Origin of the sequence: Myroides gitamensis (assembly GCF_029894455.1) — a bacterium.
Taxonomy (GTDB): domain Bacteria; phylum Bacteroidota; class Bacteroidia; order Flavobacteriales; family Flavobacteriaceae; genus Flavobacterium; species Flavobacterium odoratum.
Map to the genome: position 1 here is coordinate 2135706 of NZ_JARYHN010000001.1, position 17255 is coordinate 2152960.

At 36.1% G+C, this 17255-nt stretch carries 10 protein-coding genes, 5 tRNA genes and 1 pseudogene; 2 read left to right on the forward strand and 14 right to left on the reverse strand.

The features are described from left to right. Positions 1-2 precede the first annotated feature (2 nt). Positions 3-1475, forward strand: a complete 1473-nt coding sequence (locus tag M2306_RS09430; protein WP_002990961.1) for an efflux transporter outer membrane subunit — start codon at positions 3-5, stop codon at positions 1473-1475. 76 nt (positions 1476-1551) lie between these two features. On the opposite strand, the gene M2306_RS09435 is transcribed toward M2306_RS09430, so the two are convergent. Then, a complete protein-coding gene (locus tag M2306_RS09435; RefSeq protein WP_259189867.1) occupies positions 1552-2589 on the reverse strand; it encodes a tetratricopeptide repeat protein in 1038 nt (345 codons plus the stop codon). A 184-nt stretch (positions 2590-2773) separates the two neighbouring features. Here M2306_RS09435 and M2306_RS09440 point away from each other — a divergent pair, with 184 nt between their 5' ends. After that, entirely contained in the window at positions 2774-3244 is a 471-nt protein-coding gene (locus tag M2306_RS09440) for a DUF4265 domain-containing protein (protein WP_115089684.1), read from the forward strand. Between the two features lie 51 nt (positions 3245-3295). Here M2306_RS09440 and M2306_RS09445 read toward each other — a convergent pair whose 3' ends face one another. The 13 genes and pseudogenes from M2306_RS09445 to M2306_RS09505 all read right to left on the reverse strand — a co-directional run bounded on the left by M2306_RS09445 (position 3296) and on the right by M2306_RS09505 (position 17248). After that, on the reverse strand, positions 3296-4957 hold the full coding sequence (locus M2306_RS09445; protein WP_259189864.1) for an MBOAT family O-acyltransferase: 1662 nt from the start codon (positions 4955-4957) through the stop codon (positions 3296-3298). Beyond that, the gene (locus M2306_RS09450; protein WP_259189859.1) at positions 4944-6389 is read right to left on the reverse strand and encodes a LysM peptidoglycan-binding domain-containing protein; all 1446 of its coding nucleotides are present in this window, start codon (positions 6387-6389) and stop codon (positions 4944-4946) included. The genes M2306_RS09445 and M2306_RS09450 overlap by 14 nt, the downstream gene beginning before the upstream one ends. Further along, a pseudogene (locus tag M2306_RS09455) lies at positions 6373-7859 on the reverse strand (SGNH/GDSL hydrolase family protein). Before M2306_RS09455 ends, M2306_RS09450 begins: the two are co-directional and overlap by 17 nt. Before the next feature lie 32 nt (positions 7860-7891). Further along, on the reverse strand, positions 7892-9667 hold the full coding sequence (gene argS, locus M2306_RS09460; protein ID WP_259189857.1) for an arginine--tRNA ligase: 1776 nt from the start codon (positions 9665-9667) through the stop codon (positions 7892-7894). 534 nt (positions 9668-10201) lie between these two features. Then, entirely contained in the window at positions 10202-11092 is an 891-nt protein-coding gene (locus tag M2306_RS09465; RefSeq protein WP_115089679.1) for a phage tail-like protein, read from the reverse strand. 47 nt (positions 11093-11139) lie between these two features. Further along, positions 11140-11292 (reverse strand): hypothetical protein, encoded by a 153-nt coding sequence (locus M2306_RS09470; RefSeq protein ID WP_498882835.1) that lies wholly within the window; start codon positions 11290-11292, stop codon positions 11140-11142. A gap of 13 nt (positions 11293-11305) precedes the next feature. Then, positions 11306-14959, reverse strand: coding sequence for a phage tail-like protein (locus M2306_RS09475; protein WP_498882836.1), 3654 nt, complete (start codon positions 14957-14959; stop codon positions 11306-11308). Positions 14960-15432: 473 nt separating this feature from the next. Further along, a tRNA-Val gene (locus M2306_RS09480) sits at positions 15433-15507 on the reverse strand. A gap of 30 nt (positions 15508-15537) precedes the next feature. Next, positions 15538-15612 (reverse strand) — tRNA-Val (locus tag M2306_RS09485). Positions 15613-15642: 30 nt separating this feature from the next. Then, positions 15643-15717 (reverse strand) — tRNA-Val (locus M2306_RS09490). A 26-nt stretch (positions 15718-15743) separates the two neighbouring features. Next, a tRNA-Val gene (locus M2306_RS09495) sits at positions 15744-15818 on the reverse strand. A 47-nt stretch (positions 15819-15865) separates the two neighbouring features. Continuing rightward, positions 15866-15943: transfer RNA gene (locus tag M2306_RS09500), tRNA-Val, on the reverse strand. 87 nt (positions 15944-16030) lie between these two features. Beyond that, a complete protein-coding gene (locus tag M2306_RS09505; protein ID WP_259190633.1) occupies positions 16031-17248 on the reverse strand; it encodes a bifunctional folylpolyglutamate synthase/dihydrofolate synthase in 1218 nt (405 codons plus the stop codon). Between the last annotated feature and the right edge of the window lie 7 nt (positions 17249-17255).

A 17255-nucleotide genomic window follows, 5' to 3' on the forward strand; every position in this document is an offset into this window, starting at 1 on the left:
GTATGATTAAAAAAAGAAACACCTCTCATTTAACGCTTGTTTTTTTATTGGGGACAGGTCTGACTTTATTTCAGGCGTGTGCACCTCAATCGAACTATAAAATTCCAACGATTGATTTACCTGAGACCTACAGAGGTCAATCGGATAGTATAGCTACTCAAGATTCTTTGTCCATTTCTGCAATCAAATGGCGCGATTTCTTTCAAGATGAACAATTAACGAGTTTAATTGACAAGGGATTGGCTCACAATTTTGACATGCAAAATGCCATTAAAAACTTGGAGATTGCTACACAACAAACCAAACAAGCGAAATTGGAATGGTTGCCCTCTTTAGATTTAGAAGCTGGAAGTGTGGCCTATCAATATCGTTCTGAGAATTATTATGGAACGCCTTCGACCAATTACTATAAGAATAAAGGTAAAGAAGCACCAACGAATATGTATGTCAATTCGGCACAGTATACGTCGGGTTTATCGTTGAGTTGGGAACTTGATATTTGGGGTAAAATCAAAAGTCAAACCGCTGAGCAATTGGCTCGTTTTCTGCAAACAGCAGAAGCAAAAAAAGCAGTTCAAACAGAATTGATAGCCAAAATTGCAGAGGGATATTACAACCTTCTCTTGCTGGATGCGCAAATGGAAGTAGCACAAACCAACTATGAATTAACAAAAAACACACTTAAGATAGTTGAATTACAACGCGATGCAGGGCAAATCACGTCATTAGCGATTACGCAAACAAAAAACCAAATGTTGGTAGCCAAAGCGTTAATTCCTTCGTTAAAACAACAAATTGCCATTCAAGAAAATGCACTTTCCTTGTTGACTGGTCAATTGCCTACCCTAATTTTGAGAGAAGTAAAGTTGGCTGAAGTAAAACAAGAAGAATTAGGAAGTACAGGTTTACCTTTGGCATTATTGCAATATCGTCCGGATGTACAAATGGCAGAATTTGAGCTAAAAGCGAAAAACGCAGCGGTGGGGGTTGCGCAGACAGCACGTTATCCTTCTTTGACGATTAACCTTGAAGGAGGAGTAAACAGTATGTTAGGTGAAAACTGGTTCAATATTCCAGGTTCTCTATTTGGAAGTCTAATCGGAAAAGTAGCGAATCCTATCTTCAACAAACGCAAGTTAAAAACGGCTTTTGAAGTAGCTAAAATAGAGCGCACAAAAAGTGAAATTGACTTTCAAAAGACGGTATACACTGCCGTTACAGAAGTTACAGATGCTTTAATCAATCTAAAAACATCAGAAGAACAGATTGAAATTGCGGATGAACAAGTAACGACTTCTCGTTTGGGTGTTAAGCAATCTAACTTGTTATTTAACAGTGGTTATGCGACGTATATTGAGGTAATTAATGCACAGAAAAACATGTTGGATAACGAGCTAAACTTAAACAAATTGAAATTGAACAAGCTTCAATATGGAGTACAATTATACAAATCATTAGGTGGTGGTTGGCAATAGTAAATTGGTGTAATTTTTTCACAACCGCATGCCTATATAAGCGAAAAGAGGAATATCTTTCCTTCTTTTCGCTTTTTTATTCTGTAACTTGAGTTAATTCAAATGCTTTGGTCTTTATCCATTCTTGAAAGGATGCTACTTTCTTCTCATTTTTATTTAGCCATTGTAGATTCCCTCCTGGCGTTGTTTGATAAACATAATTACAAAATACCTCCTCCTCTGTAATGGCAGTAAAAAAAGGAACATACAAAACGAGATCTATCTCTAATAGCGTTGGATTTTCTGTTTTTACTACTTTTAATAAATCTAAAAAATTAGTTGTTCGATCACAGAAAGCCTCTTTATCTTGCCCTTTTTGTTCTGCTATATCTACCGCTGCATTTAGGGTTAATCCCATTTCTACTAACCCATATTTAGAATCTAACTTCCCTTCATCAAGGGCTAAATTGATTACATTTTTTTCTTCTGTAGACACTGAAACTCCTTTTTCAAAACCTTGTTCTATCAATTGCAACATCTTTATACTACGAGCTGAATGCTTCTCTAATAACAGAAAGAAATAAGCAGACAACATAGATTCAATATGGAGTTGCTGACTTTCTTTTACTACGGCCAACATATAATGTGAGCTAGCATGTAATGGATTATCGTAAATTCCTGCTACTAATGCACGTTCTGCTTTTTCTAAATCATTTAATTTCAAATAACAAATCGCCAAATTGTAATATACCATGACATCCACTTCGTGTGTATCAATCGTCTCTTCTAATAGTTCAATAGCTTCGTCTACTCTATTTAAATTACTCAATGAAGAGGCTTTTACAACAAGAGCAGGAACACTATATCTCCCACCTCTTTCTATAGCTTTACTACTATATTCAATCGCCAAATCATATTGTTTTGCGTACATATAGCTCATACTTATCTCATAGTAAGCAATGGCAGAATTTGGATCTAACGCTAACATCTCTTGATAACTTTTGATGGCTTTATCATACTGTCCTTTGTCGTGATAAGCGATTCCTTCTTTCAACAATTGCTCCAATTGATTTTGAGCATATATAGTCATGGAAGAAACCATGAACAAAAACAAGGTGCAGATATACTTTTTCATACTAAATATTCTAGTGATTTTAACTGTTACGCGTCCCAAGATACTCTTTTTTTATTCTCATTAACCGTTAAGTCAAACTAAATATGTCAACAAATCCGCTTCTTCTATTAAGAATTAAATTTATACCTCCTATCTTTGTAGGCAAGAAGCCCAGGCTTTAATTCCCTAATTTAAAAAGACAAGTATGAAAGAACAATACGAGCAGATTGCTATCCAATATCACAGTGAAGTATTAGAGAAAGAAACGGAAGAAATTTTATGGGGAATTGTAATTGATGCGGACAAAAACTTGTTTCAGGTTGACAATATTCCTTTTTACGGTCCAGAATTATCTTGTGAAGATATTATTTATGCGACCTACAACGAGCAGGAAAAACGCTATAAATTAGAGCATATTGAAACGCCTTCTGGCAATAGTACCATTCAAGTTATGGTGTTAAAAGAAAAATACAATCGCGAGGATTTATACAACGAGATTTTATACGCACAAACGGAAATTGAATTGGTTGATGATTATTACTTTGTTATCAATGTGCCAGTTAAAACGGATTACAAAAACGTATATGCCATTTTAGCTGCCTTAGAAGAAGAACAAGTAATTTCTTTTGCAGAACCCAATTTATCTCCTAAACACAGTGCAGATACTAGAAAATAAAAAAACCTCGCAAAAGCGAGGTTTTTTTATGTTATATAATTAAATATTCATTTAGAATTGGAAGTAAATAAAAGGTTGTGGGCCTGCTGTAGCTGTTGCATATACGACCCAGAATACAAATCCCAACACCACTGACTTCACAAATATGGGTGCTACATTAAACCATTGTTGAGGGATTGCCATCCAACGTTTAGGAATAAAATGCCATACAAATCCAATAGCAATAAGTAAAAACACGTTCTTATATCCTATAATAATCGTTTGCCAAGCATCCCAATCAAATTCTAGATCTGCAATATTGTAGATGATATTCAAAGCGGTTTCAAATGAATTAGCGCGGAAGAAGATCCAACAAAACGCTACAAAGTGAAATGTTAGCGCAATGGAAATAACTCGCCATACGAAAGAAACGGGTTTATCTTTTTTATGTGGAAATAACTCCATCACCAATTTATGTACCGCTAGTGCAATTCCGTGCAAAGCTCCCCAAATAATGAAGCGCAAGCTGGCACCGTGCCATAAACCACCCAACAACATCGTTGTCAGTAAGTTGAAATTGGTAAACAAACTCTTTTCCCTTGTTTTTGACAAGGCTATCGTCAACATAAATACCACCAAAGACAATACACCGATAATCAGAGGATAGATACTCGAATTATAGCTATAGACTCCCCAGCCTATAATTCCAACGAAAAATAAACCAGGAAAGAAATATCCTCCAAAGGTTCCTTTTCGATTTCCACCTACTGAGATATACAAGAAATCTTTTAACCACGTAGACAATGAAATATGCCATCTTCTCCAAAACTCTGTAATGGACGTGGACTGATAAGGCACATTAAAGTTCATCGGTAATCGGTATCCCAATAATAATGCAATACCAATGGCCATATCTGAATATCCGGAAAAGTCACAGTAAATCTGAATGGCATAACCATAGGAGGCCATTAAATTTTCAAATGCCGTATAACTATTTGGAGCGTCAAATACGCGATCCACAAAGTTAATCGAGATATAGTCTGAGATTACCGCCTTTTTTAAAACCCCGCCAATAATTAAGAGCATTCCTTCATTAACCTGATCTCGGGTTACAATGAGATTGGAATAAATCTGTGGAATGAAATCTTTGGCACGGACGATAGGTCCTGCTACTAATTGAGGGAAAAAGGAGATAAAGAACAGGTAGTCTAAAAAGCTTCTAGTCGGTTCAATCTCTTTGCGGTAAATTTCAATGATATAGCTGATGGATTGAAACGTGTAGAATGAGATTCCCACAGGTAAAATCAAATCATCTAAATGAAACTTCGTATCTGCAAAGAAGTTGAATCCATCCAAAAAGAAATTGGTGTATTTAAAATACCCCAACAACCCGAGGTTTAAGACCACGCTTAACGTCAACAAAAACCGTTTTTTCACCTCATTGGTACTGTGGTGAATGGTATTGGCAAACGTGTAATCCATCAAGGATGATCCTATTAAAATAAAAAGGTATAACCCACTTGATTTATAATAGAAAAACAACGAAAATAGAACCACATACAAAAGACGGGCGTGAAACGTTTTCCTTAGACCAATGTAGATAAAGTAAAAAACAATAAACATACCCAAAAACAAAGCCGAGTTAAACAACAACGGTTCTTTAGGGTTAAATGTAAACCAATGGATCACATCATCCAAGGTTACAGAGGGCATTTCTATATTAAATAGACTCATTTGTCTGTTCTGTTTCTGTTGAATAATAATTCTGATATACCTTCATCAGTCCTTCATAAAACAAGGTTCCAGTATATTCATAACCTTTAATTGTATAATGTACTAAATCTTTAGCCAACATTTGTTCCTCAATTAAATAAGGCAAGCCCAATGTTCCTCCTAAATTATAGTACATATCCCAAATTGCGTATTTTTGATCTACCCCATTGATGATAATTTCATTGGCTAAGGTACTCGCTACCGTATTGGGATTTCCCTTAGAAAAATAACTAGGTGGTGGCGATGTAACTAAAATAGAAGCTTGTGGATTTTTTCTTTTCACTTCTTTTAAAAAGCGATTAATTTCCGTTTTAAAACTCTCTCCATCCATTTTATCAAAAGCCTCGTTAGTTCCCATTGAAATAATCACTAAATCTGCTTCTAATCCCTCTAACTGATCAAAGAATAATGGATATTTATTATAATCTGAATAACGTGCTCCATTTACACCAATCGTGTGATATACAATACCTGCTTGATCATTTTCTAATACAATTCCATTGATATCCTTGGACGTATTTTGCGCTTCGCTATACAAGTAAAACTGAGCGGTGGCATTAGGAAAATCAAAAGCAAAACAAGTTTTTTGCTTACTGTAATGCACGGGTTGAAAAATAGAAGTGGCTATTTGTGGTCGTTCTACTTCTTTCGTTGGAATAACCAACGTTTTCCCCGCTTGAATGTTTGTCGATTTTAGTTTATTCAGCTGTTTCAAATGGGCAACAGTGGTATTATACTTCTTCGCGATACCCGATAGGGATTCTCCAGATTTAATTTTATGTGAACTCGTTTTTGCTACGGTTGTATTGGTTAAATTCACATCTCGATCTGTAATTCCAACGCGATACGTCAATTCATTATTCGGGGTAAATAGTTTTACTTTGGTGAAAGCAAATTTACTCTCTCTCAGATCTACTTTGATAACGGCATCTTTAGCGGTAGATGATAGCGCAATTCCGCTTAACCCTACTTTAGCTCCATTAACGGGATAGATATTTCTTCTATTTTCCCAATCTGAATTACTCGAATAACGAACAAAATTATTGCTATTTGTACGCGCCAATTGATACGGAAAAGTAAATCCCAGTCCGCCATTTCCAAACTGTTCTTGAATTAGACTACGCACTCTACCACTAAAAAAATCAGCTTGAATATGCGAATCACCAATATGAACAATATTGACTTTTTTCCTCTTTCCTTCACTCAATTCTTTCAAGCTTGTGAAAAAGTGCTTCAATTGCTCTGGGTAATAAATCATATTTTTATAGGGCTCATTTAGCGTATCTTGTACACTAGCTGCATCTAGAATCGCTTGATCTTTGGGTTGTTCTTGCGCCCAAACACTAGTATTTACTAGCAGCAGAGCCAACACAATTTTACCCCATTTCATCATTGGACACCGTATCTATTTCTTTTTGAACTTTCTTTTTTTGTAAGGAATCTTCTTTTTCCTTCACTCCTCTTCGTTGTACGGGCTCTCCTCCATTTTCTTTTTTATAAGCAGCATAACCTTCTTCTAACTGCTTAAAAATTAGAGCAGATACCGTTTGTGCACCCCTAAAATTGAAGTGCGTATAATCTTTATTTGCTTTGGCTGGCGATTCCTCTACCCACTGTACCATCGAACCTTTTCCGCCCATGGCTTCGTATAAATTGAAGAATCCCGTTTTAGACTCCATTGCATACTTGCGTTGTGCACGCATCAGTGGCGTTACAGCTGAATCCGTTTCCATCGTTAAATTATATTTCGTCGCTTTATCTGCGGTAGAAATAACTAAAATGGAAGCCTTTGGAAAACATTGTCTTAAATGACTAACGACTTTATTTTCATCTGTTTGGTATACCAGCTGTAATTATAAGAACCATAATTCAATACATTGGTCCCATAATGTAAGATAATCAAACTATAATCCAATTCTTTTTGGAATTTTTGCATGACTGATACATTGAATAAAGACAAAGGTAATCCTGAATTTCCGCGGCTTGAGAAATTATCAACTTGCACTCCTGTTGGGCTACTCACATCTATTCCATACAAAGGAATTGAATCTGCATGAAGGAATTGTAATTTCAGTTGTTTGATTGAACCTCCACCTGTCAATTTCAATTTATTCAAAGCGGCAACTGCTTGTAATGATTTTCTAAGTGTATCTTTTTGCATAATCACTTCAACAGTACCTTCGGTATTTGTTGATCGACCGTAATACAAGGTTGGATTATTCAAGGTGGTCATATTTCGAATATTCCCAGCTTGGTAGCTTACCCATGTAGGTTTTATCGTATCTTTTATGAAAAACACTTGTCCGCCAATACCAAAAGGTTTGCGTGGATTTTTCACATTCAAATACGATTGTACTTTCCAGTTTGGAGAATATTTGTGGGTTACTGACCCTCTAGACTGAGCGGATTCGGATGTAATTTGTATAAAACCAACCCCAGAACCACCGTATTTATCTTGGTAATTCTTTCTCAAGTCCTGTACAATCATATCCCCATCTGTCATGGAATCTCCATAATAAGCGATACGCGCACGTCCTTGATTTTGACTTTCTACTTGGTACAAACGACTAAAGAAATAGTCTAGGAATACCATTCCTTTGAAACTTGCTTCGCCTTCATTCGAAAACAAATCTTCTTCTTGGATAACCAATACGGCTCCTTCTTCTTGATCAGTATCCGTTGCGGTTGTTTTTTCTTCTTTTTCTGCTATTTTTTCTTCCTCAATTGCCTCCAGCAACAAGCTATCAATAACAACATTTGTTGTTGCGGGTTTTTCTTCTGAAAAAATCTTTCGTGGCAAATTTGCCTTAAAGAATAAAAAAAAGCCACTAGCCAATATAACAATGGCTAATGACTGTATCATGTATGATTTTACTACTTTCACAAAGAACTTAATTACATACGATTTGGTACCGCAATCCCCAATAAAGAGAAAGCGTCTTGGATCACCAAACCAACTTTTTGAGATAATTGTACTCTAAACGTTTTCAACGTTAGGTCTTCTTCTCCAAGAATAGAAACCGATTGGTAGAAAGAATTGTATTCTTTTACCAAGTCATATACATAGTTCGCTACTAATGCTGGACTATGTGATTTTGCTGCATTTTGAATTACTTCTGGGAAATCCTCCAATAGTTTGATTATTTCCTTTTCTTTTGGATCTAATGCAATAGCAGGAGAAACCGCCGTAAGATCAAAATCAGCTCTACGCAAAATCGATTGAATACGCGCATAAGCATATTGAATAAATGGCCCTGTATTTCCAGCAAAATCTACAGATTCTTCTGGGTTAAACAAGATACGTTTCTTCGGATCAACCTTTAAAATATAATATTTAAGCGCTCCTAAACCGATGGTTTTGTATAGCGTTTCTTTCTCTTCTTCTGAGTATCCTTCTAGTTTGCCTAAATCTTCCGAAATCGTACGAGCTGTACTTGTCATCTCTTCCATTAATTCATCTGCATCTACAACCGTACCTTCTCTACTCTTCATTTTTCCTGAAGGTAAATCCACCATACCATAAGATAAATGATACAGACTATCTGCCCAATCAAAACCTAAGCGTTTTAAGATTAAGAACAATACTTTGAAGTGGTAATCTTGCTCATTTCCAACGGTGTAAACCATTCCTCCAATATCTGGAAAATCTTTTACACGTTGAATTGCTGTTCCAATATCTTGCGTCATATAAACGGAAGTTCCATCACCACGAAGTACTAATTTTTCATCTAATCCTTCATCGGTTAAATCAATCCATACGGAATTATCTTCTTTTTTGAAGAATACACCACGAGCTAAACCATCTTCAACAACATCTTTTCCAAGTAAATACGTATCACTTTCGTAATAGTTTTTATTGAAATCAATACCTAAGTTTGCATAAGAAACGGCAAAACCATCATACACCCATTGGTTCATCTTTTTCCATAACTCAATGACTTCTGGTTTACCTGCTTCCCAATCCAATAGCATTTGTTTGGCTTCTTTGATGATTGGTGCTTCAGCTTTCGCTTGATCTTCCGTCATCCCATTCGCCATCAACTCTTTGATTTGGCTCTTATACTCGATATCGAATTTCACATAGTAATTTCCAACTAGCTTATCTCCTTTTAATCCCGTTGATTCAGGAGTTTCTCCCTGACCAAATTTTTGCCAAGCCAGCATTGACTTACAAATATGGATTCCTCTATCGTTGATAATTTGTGTTTTATACACTTTCTTTCCTGAAGCTTTTAAAATTTCAGCTACAGAAAAACCAAGTAAATTATTTCGAACGTGTCCTAAGTGTAAAGGTTTATTCGTATTAGGTGAAGAATATTCAACCAATACTGCTTTATCATCTGCTTCTGGTGTTTGGTATCCAAAATGTGCTTCTCCATACATTGAAGTGAATGAAGATAAATAATACGCATCAGAAACAACTAAATTTAAAAATCCTTTTACGACATTAAACCGTTCTATTTCAGCTGTGTTTTCAACTAAATATTCACCAATTTTGGTTCCTATTTCTATAGGATTACCTTTAATCTGTTTTAAAAATGGGAAAATAACAACTGTAATATCTCCTTCAAATTCTTTTCGAGTAACTTGATATTCTACCTTATCAATTACTACATAATACAGCTCTTGGGCTGCTTTTATAATCTGAGGAGTTAAAATCTGATTCAACATCGTTAACAAAATTTAATAGGCAAAGATAATTCTTATTTTATCATGAATAAAATAGATAAAAGGAAATTTTATAATCAAAAGTTACGCTTTTTTATTTTATCCCGATAAGCCTACTACTAATTGAGTCATTCTAGTACATTTTTGATGCAATGGCAGAAAAGATCTTAGCTAAAAAGTGAATCTATATGAAGTACTATCGTCTGTCTTTTTGCTTTGTTTTTTCTTAAAAAAACATAAGGTATTCCCAAGAATATTATATGCCAATTGCCCTATACCTAAATTTAGATATAGAGCAATTGTACCTTTCATCTTCAAATAGTAAGGGTACTATTTCCTTTATTCTCTTTGTATTATCTCTAAAGTGCCATCTCCTACTCTTTCAGTCATACCATTACCATAATCATCTTTTCCAAAGACATGTATTCCATTTCAACTAAAAAGAGTTAAAAACAACTGCAAGAGAAACAGGCAAGTATACCCTTACTCTTCTCCAATAAACCTATCCTATGGTGTATTGGAACTAATTTCAAATTCTTATTTTTTCACTGCTTCTAATTTTTCCAAGCGCTCTTTTGTTACTTCCATTTCTTTCTTTAAAAATGCTATTTCAGTTCGCTGTAGCCCTAATTCTTCCTCCTGCTCAATTACATGCAAATACAATTCTTCTATTTTTTCTAAACTTTGAATCGTTAATTCAGTTAGATCAAAGGTATATCCCGCATCACTTTTAGCTAAATCACCAATAGGGGTTACTCCAGGTAAGTGATTATTTTTCTTAACGAAATCCTTTACATAAGCCAACGATTTGAATTCATACGCTTCATTAATGGTTGAACTGCCATTAAAATATTTTTCAAATACATAATCTGCATACATACTATTGGTCGTATAGTATTTACCCGTAGTAGATACATCTCCTTCGATATGTAGCTTAGGTTGTATACTCGTTGTACCAATTACTACGGGCAATATCGTAGTTGCTCCAATTGCGAGACTTCCCATTTGATAGATATCCTCGGTATTCAAAGTAGCTGAAGTTGTTGTTCCTTGTTTATTCCAAGGACCACCTGTATCACTAGCCACAACATCTTCTTGACTTAGTAGCTTCACCCATTTGCTTCCTGTAGCATTCCAGTAATAGTATCCTGCAGTCACCTCATTGGGGGCTGTTCCTGCTTTGACAGTATTAAATACAGTCAGTGCATTCGCTGGTGATGCTATAGTTGTTCTATCTTCCAAACCAGTTAAAGCTACTCGGGGAAATAAAACTCCCTTGCGATTATGTTCTACTTCTAGTACCGCTGAAGCATTCATGTTCATCGGATTTTGCCCTATTTTTTGAGTGGCTATTTGCGCCTGAGCAAAGTATGTTGTCCCTAATCCGAATAATAGTATCGCTATTATTTTTTTTACTTCTTTATTCATAACTTTTATTTTTTCACACAACCTTTATTAAAATCCAAAAAAACTTATTAATTAATCATATACCAAACACTTCCATTACTTTGAATATTAACAGTAATACCAAAATTAATAGAAGTAAAACCTTCTGTTTTACTTGTTTTAATTTGCTGACTAAAATTGACTGCATTATCTGATTCATCTATTTTTCGAATTGTAATCATTCGTCCTTTATTTTCAGAGGTAGCTGCTGGTCAAGGTTATCGTCACATCTGCTGTTTCTGCATCTACTATTATAGTAGTATCTGCATCTAATACAACATAGTTTGCCGCTGTTTCTACAAGAGTATTCGATTTAACTACAAGCTGTTGTAGTAAATTTTCTACATTAGCATCAGCAACAATAGTTTCAAAATTGTTAATCACGTCTGTAGGAATATCTAATTCTACAGTTGTATTAGTCTCATTGGTATAGGTATATTTCCCGTTATCTGAAGCGTCTTTTACTAAAGTAGTCGTTGTTTCGTTTCCTTGAATAAAGGTTGACATATCCATCGCAACAGTATCACCATTTTCATCTCTATACGTAAAACCAGTACCATCGTACGTCATATTTCCACCAACATTATTTACTACTTGCGTCAACAACTCTTGAACTTCTGTTTTATTGATGATCTCTTCGAAGTTATTGACAACATCTGCCTGTACATCAATCACCATCGCTACACCAGCCTCATTCGTATATGTATAAGTACCTGATGGGTCTTTGACAATCGTAGTAACTGTTTCACTGCCTTGAACAATCGTAGTTAAATCAACGGTTTGAGAAGCTCCATTTTCATCTGTATAGGTAAAACCTCCTTCATCAAAGTGAACATTCCCGCCATTGTTATTGATCACTTGTGTCAACAACTCTTGAACTTCTGTTTTATTGATGATCTCTTCGAAGTTATTGACAACATCTGCCTGTACGTCAATCACCATCGCTACACCAGCCTCATTCGTATATGTATAAGTACCTGATGGGTCTTTGACAATCGTAGTAACTGTTTCACTGCCTTGAACAATCGTAGTTAAATCAACGGTTTGAGAAGCTCCATTTTCATCTGTATAGGTAAAACCTCCTTCATCAAAGTGAACATTCCCCCCATTGTTATTGATCACTTGTGTCAACAACTCTTGAACTTCTGTTTTATTGATGATCTCTTCGAAGTTATTGACAACATCTGCCTGTACGTCAATCACCATCGCTACACCAGCCTCATTCGTATATGTATAAGTACCTGATGGGTCTTTGACAATCGTAGTAACTGTTTCACTGCCTTGAACAATCGTAGTTAAATCAACGGTTTGAGAAGCTCCATTTTCATCTGTATAGGTAAAACCTCCTTCATCAAAGTGAACATTCCCCCCATTGTTATTGATCACTTGTGTCAACAACTCTTGAACTTCCGTTTTATTGATGATCTCTTCGAAGTTATTGACAACATCTGCCTGTACATCAATCACCATCGCTACACCAGCCTCATTCGTATATGTATAAGTACCTGATGGGTCTTTGACAATCGTAGTAACTGTTTCACTGCCTTGAACAATCGTAGTTAAATCAACGGTTTGAGAAGCTCCATTTTCATCTGTATAGGTAAAACCTCCTTCATCAAAGTGAACATTCCCCCCGTTGTTATTGATCACTTGTGTCAACAACTCTTGAACTTCTGTTTTATTGATGATCTCTTCGAAGTTATTGACAACATCTGCCTGTACGTCAATCACCATCGCTACACCAGCCTCATTCGTATATGTATAAGTACCTGATGGGTCTTTGACAATCGTAGTAACTGTTTCACTGCCTTGAACAATCGTAGTTAAATCAACGGTTTGAGAAGCTCCATTTTCATCTGTATAGGTAAAACCTCCTTCATCAAAGTGAACATTCCCGCCGTTGTTATTGATCACTTGTGTCAACAACTCTTGAACTTCCGTTTTATTGATGATCTCTTCGAAGTTGTTCGTCACCTCCGTTGTTACATCAATTACCACTTCTACACCAGCCTCATTTGTATAGATATATTTTCCATTATTTAATGGATCCTTCACCAAAGTAGTTACCGTTTCACTACCTTGAATAATCGTAGTCATATCCATGGTAACCGTATTCCCATTCTCATCTAGATAGGTAAATGAACCACCATCATAATGGATGTTACCGCCATTCTCTGTGATGTATTGATTTAAAACCTCTTGAACTTCCGTTCTGTTGATGATTTCTTCAAAGTTGTTCGTCACCTCCGTTGTTACATCAATTACCACTTCTACACCAGCCTCATTTGTATAGATATATTTTCCATTATTTAATGGATCCTTCACCAAAGTAGTTACCGTTTCACTACCTTGAATAATCGTAGTCATATCCATGGTAACCGTATTCCCATTCTCATCTAGATAGGTAAATGAACCACCATCATAATGGATGTTACCGCCATTCTCTGTGATGTATTGATTTAAAACCTCTTGAACTTCCGTTCTGTTGATGATTTCTTCAAAGTTGTTCGTCACCTCCGTTGTTACATCAATCACCACTTCTACACCGGCCTCATTCGTATAGATATATTTTCCATTGTTTAATGGGTCTTTCACCAAAGTAGTTACCGTTTCACTGCCTTGAATAATCGTAGTCATATCCATGGTAACCGTATTCCCATTCTCATCTAGATAGGTAAATGAACCACCATCGTAATGGATATTACCGCCATTCTCTGTGATGTATTGATTTAAAACCTCTTGAACTTCCGTTCTGTTGATGATTTCCTCAAAGTTATTCGTCACCTCCGTTGTTACATCAATCACCACTTCTACACCGGCCTCATTGGTATAGATATATTTTCCATTATTTAATGGATCCTTCACCAAAGTAGTTACCGTTTCACTGCCTTGAATAATCGTAGTCATATCCATGGTAACCGTATTCCCATTCTCATCTAGATAGGTAAATGAACCACCATCATAATGGATGTTACCGCCATTCTCTGTGATGTATTGATTTAAAACCTCTTGAACTTCCGTTCTGTTGATGATTTCTTCAAAGTTGTTCGTCACCTCCGTTGTTACATCAATCACCACTTCTACACCGGCCTCATTCGTATAGATATATTTTCCATTGTTTAATGGGTCTTTCACCAAAGTAGTTACCGTTTCACTGCCTTGAATAATCGTAGTCATATCCATAGTAACCGTATTCCCGTTCTCATCTAGATAGGTAAATGAACCACCATCGTAGTGGATGTTACCGCCATTCTCTGTGATGTATTGATTTAAAACCTCTTGAACTTCCGTTCTGTTGATGATTTCCTCAAAGTTATTCGTCACCTCCGTTGTTACATCAATCACCACTTCTACACCGGCCTCATTGGTATAGATATATTTTCCATTGTTTAATGGGTCTTTCACCAAAGTAGTTACCGTTTCACTACCTTGAATAATGGTAGTCATATCCATTGTAACGGTATCCCCATTTTCATTGACAAAAGTCAACGTATTTCCATCATAATGCACATTCCCTGCATACGTTGTAAGGTATTGTTCCAACGCTTCTTTATCTAAAATACGCATCCATTTATCTTGATACCAATAATAGTATCCTGGTGTAATGTCGTTTTGCGCAAGAGTATTAAATACCAAAAGGCTATTTTCATAACCATTCCCATCGTTCCCCCTAATCGTTTTAGTATCCTTCGTAGAAGTTAAAGCAACACGGGGAATTAAAATCCCTTTGTCGTTCGAAACGACATCTAGTTCTGATGATACATTTGGTGAACGCGTTCCAATACCAACCTGACAATAAGCTCCCCAAAACCCCATAAAAAATGCCACAGCAAATAATTTTCTTTTCATAATACTAGCAATTATAATTAATCCTCTATTAGATTCTATTACCTATCTTCTCTATCAACATGTAATCTAATATCATTTTATCATTAACACTATCGAAATTACCTTAAAACATAGATAAATTAAAATAATTTCTAATATTTTAACTTAAAAATACAAACAAACCTCAATGCAAGATTAAATTATTATCAAAAATCCTCAAAGTGTGTTTTTTATCACCAGCAAGAGAAAAAAATAGAAGTAAAAGAATATAAAACAGTAACGAACAAATCAACCGATTTGCTAGGAGCACTTTTTTTAATTTATGGGATGGATGTCGCTCCAACGTTGAGGAGGCAACTGAACTGGGTAAATGAATCAAAAAAGAAGATTTATTTTGAAGTCTCCCCCACTTTTTCATCTAACTAAATAGTTAAACGGGAAGTAGTAGCTATAAACAAAAAAAGCCTATTCGCAATGAATAGGCTTTTTTCTTGTGGGCGATGAGGGATTCGAACCCCCGACCCTCTCGGTGTAAACGAGATGCTCTGAACCAACTGAGCTAATCGCCCGAATTATTATCGTTGTATTTTAAAATATTGTGGGCGATGAGGGATTCGAACCCCCGACCCTCTCGGTGTAAACGAGATGCTCTGAACCAACTGAGCTAATCGCCCGAATTATTATCGTTATATTTTAAAATATTGTGGGCGATGAGGGATTCGAACCCCCGACCCTCTCGGTGTAAACGAGATGCTCTGAACCAACTGAGCTAATCGCCCGAATTAACTTTTATTTTAAAATATTGTGGGCGATGAGGGATTCGAACCCCCGACCCTCTCGGTGTAAACGAGATGCTCTGAACCAACTGAGCTAATCGCCCTAATATATATTTCTATAAATTCGGAATATTTTCAATATGTGTAAGAATGGTGGGCGATGAGGGATTCGAACCCCCGACCCTCTCGGTGTAAACGAGATGCTCTGAACCAACTGAGCTAATCGCCCTTTCTTAATGAACGTGTAATCATGTGTTGATTACGGGTGCAAATATACGACGGGATTTTATGTTTGCAAGCTTTTTGAAACTTTTTTTTATAAAATTTCTGCTACGACAAAAGTACTTCCCCCTATATAAATCAAGTCTTCCGCCTTAGCAACAGCCTTCGCTTTTGCATAAGCTTCTGGTATTGAATCACAAACCATTCCTTCCAATCCAAATTCTTTTGCTTTCGCTGCTAAAATATTTCCATCTAATCCACGAAAAATATTTGGCTTGGCAAAGAAATATTTAGCCTCTTTCGGTAAAAAAGGCAATACACTTTGTAAATCTTTATCGTTGACTACCCCAAAAACGAAGTATAATTGTTCGTATTTTTCCGTTTTGAGCTGTTCCATCACAATTGCAATCCCATGTTCGTTATGTGCTGTGTCTGCAATAACTTTCGGATTTTCTTGTAATACCTGCCAGCGCCCTTGTAATTTTGTATGAGCCACCACGTGATTTAATCCTTCTTTTTCATTCTCTTCTGTTATCACGAAGTCTTTGCGCAACAATTCGATCGTTTGACGAACGGTGCGTATATTCTTTTGTTGGTAGATTCCTTTTAGATCAGATGCCCATGTATTAGAAGCATATGTTTCTGAAGCAAAATAAATCGGACTTTGCGCAGCTTTTGCCTTGGCAATAAAAACGGGTTTCGTTTCGTCCACATATTCTCCAATCACTACGGGAACACCTTTCTTTATAATCCCTGCTTTTTCTCCTGCAATTTCTTCTAATGTATTTCCGAGAAAAGCCACGTGATCTTTTCCAATATTTGTAATCACAGAGACCAAAGGCGTAATAATATTCGTTGCATCCAATCGTCCGCCCATTCCCACTTCAATAACCGCAATGTCTACTTGCTCTTCTTTAAAGTACTCAAAAGCCATCCCAACCGTCATTTCGAAAAAACTCAATGACTCTCGTTCAAAAAACGATTTATTGGTCGCAATAAAATCAACAACAAAATTTTCTGTAATCTCTTCCCCATTAATCTTAATACGTTCTCTAAAATCTTTTAAGTGAGGGGAAGTATATAAACCAACCTTATACCCTGCTTCTTGTAAAATAGAAGCTAACATAGATGAAGTTGATCCTTTGCCATTAGTACCGGCAATGTGTAACGTTTTAAGCTCCTTTTCAGGGTGGTTCAAATGTGCAGCTAATTTTTCTATATTCGATAAATCAGCTTTATAAGCGATTGCTCCTTGCTGTTGGTACATGGGAAGTTGTTCAAACATCCACAAGACAGTTTCTTGATAGGTCATAAGTCAA

Excerpts from the sequence above, each read along its gene's own strand:
- M2306_RS09475 (WP_498882836.1), bottom strand. The coding sequence starts at position 14,959 with ATGAAAAGAAAATTATTTGCTGTGGCATTTTTTATGGGGTTTTGGGGA.
- argS (WP_259189857.1), bottom strand. The coding sequence starts at position 9,667 with ATGTTGAATCAGATTTTAACTCCTCAGATTATAAAAGCAGCCCAAGAG.
- M2306_RS09465 (WP_115089679.1), bottom strand. The coding sequence starts at position 11,092 with ATGAATAAAGAAGTAAAAAAAATAATAGCGATACTATTATTCGGATTA.
- M2306_RS09450 (WP_259189859.1), bottom strand. The coding sequence starts at position 6,389 with ATGATGAAATGGGGTAAAATTGTGTTGGCTCTGCTGCTAGTAAATACT.
- M2306_RS09505 (WP_259190633.1), bottom strand. The coding sequence starts at position 17,248 with ATGACCTATCAAGAAACTGTCTTGTGGATGTTTGAACAACTTCCCATG.
- M2306_RS09445 (WP_259189864.1), bottom strand. The coding sequence starts at position 4,957 with ATGAGTCTATTTAATATAGAAATGCCCTCTGTAACCTTGGATGATGTG.
- M2306_RS09440 (WP_115089684.1), top strand. The coding sequence starts at position 2,774 with ATGAAAGAACAATACGAGCAGATTGCTATCCAATATCACAGTGAAGTA.
- M2306_RS09435 (WP_259189867.1), bottom strand. The coding sequence starts at position 2,589 with ATGAAAAAGTATATCTGCACCTTGTTTTTGTTCATGGTTTCTTCCATG.
- M2306_RS09470 (WP_498882835.1), bottom strand. The coding sequence starts at position 11,292 with ATGATTACAATTCGAAAAATAGATGAATCAGATAATGCAGTCAATTTT.
- M2306_RS09430 (WP_002990961.1), top strand. The coding sequence starts at position 3 with ATGATTAAAAAAAGAAACACCTCTCATTTAACGCTTGTTTTTTTATTG.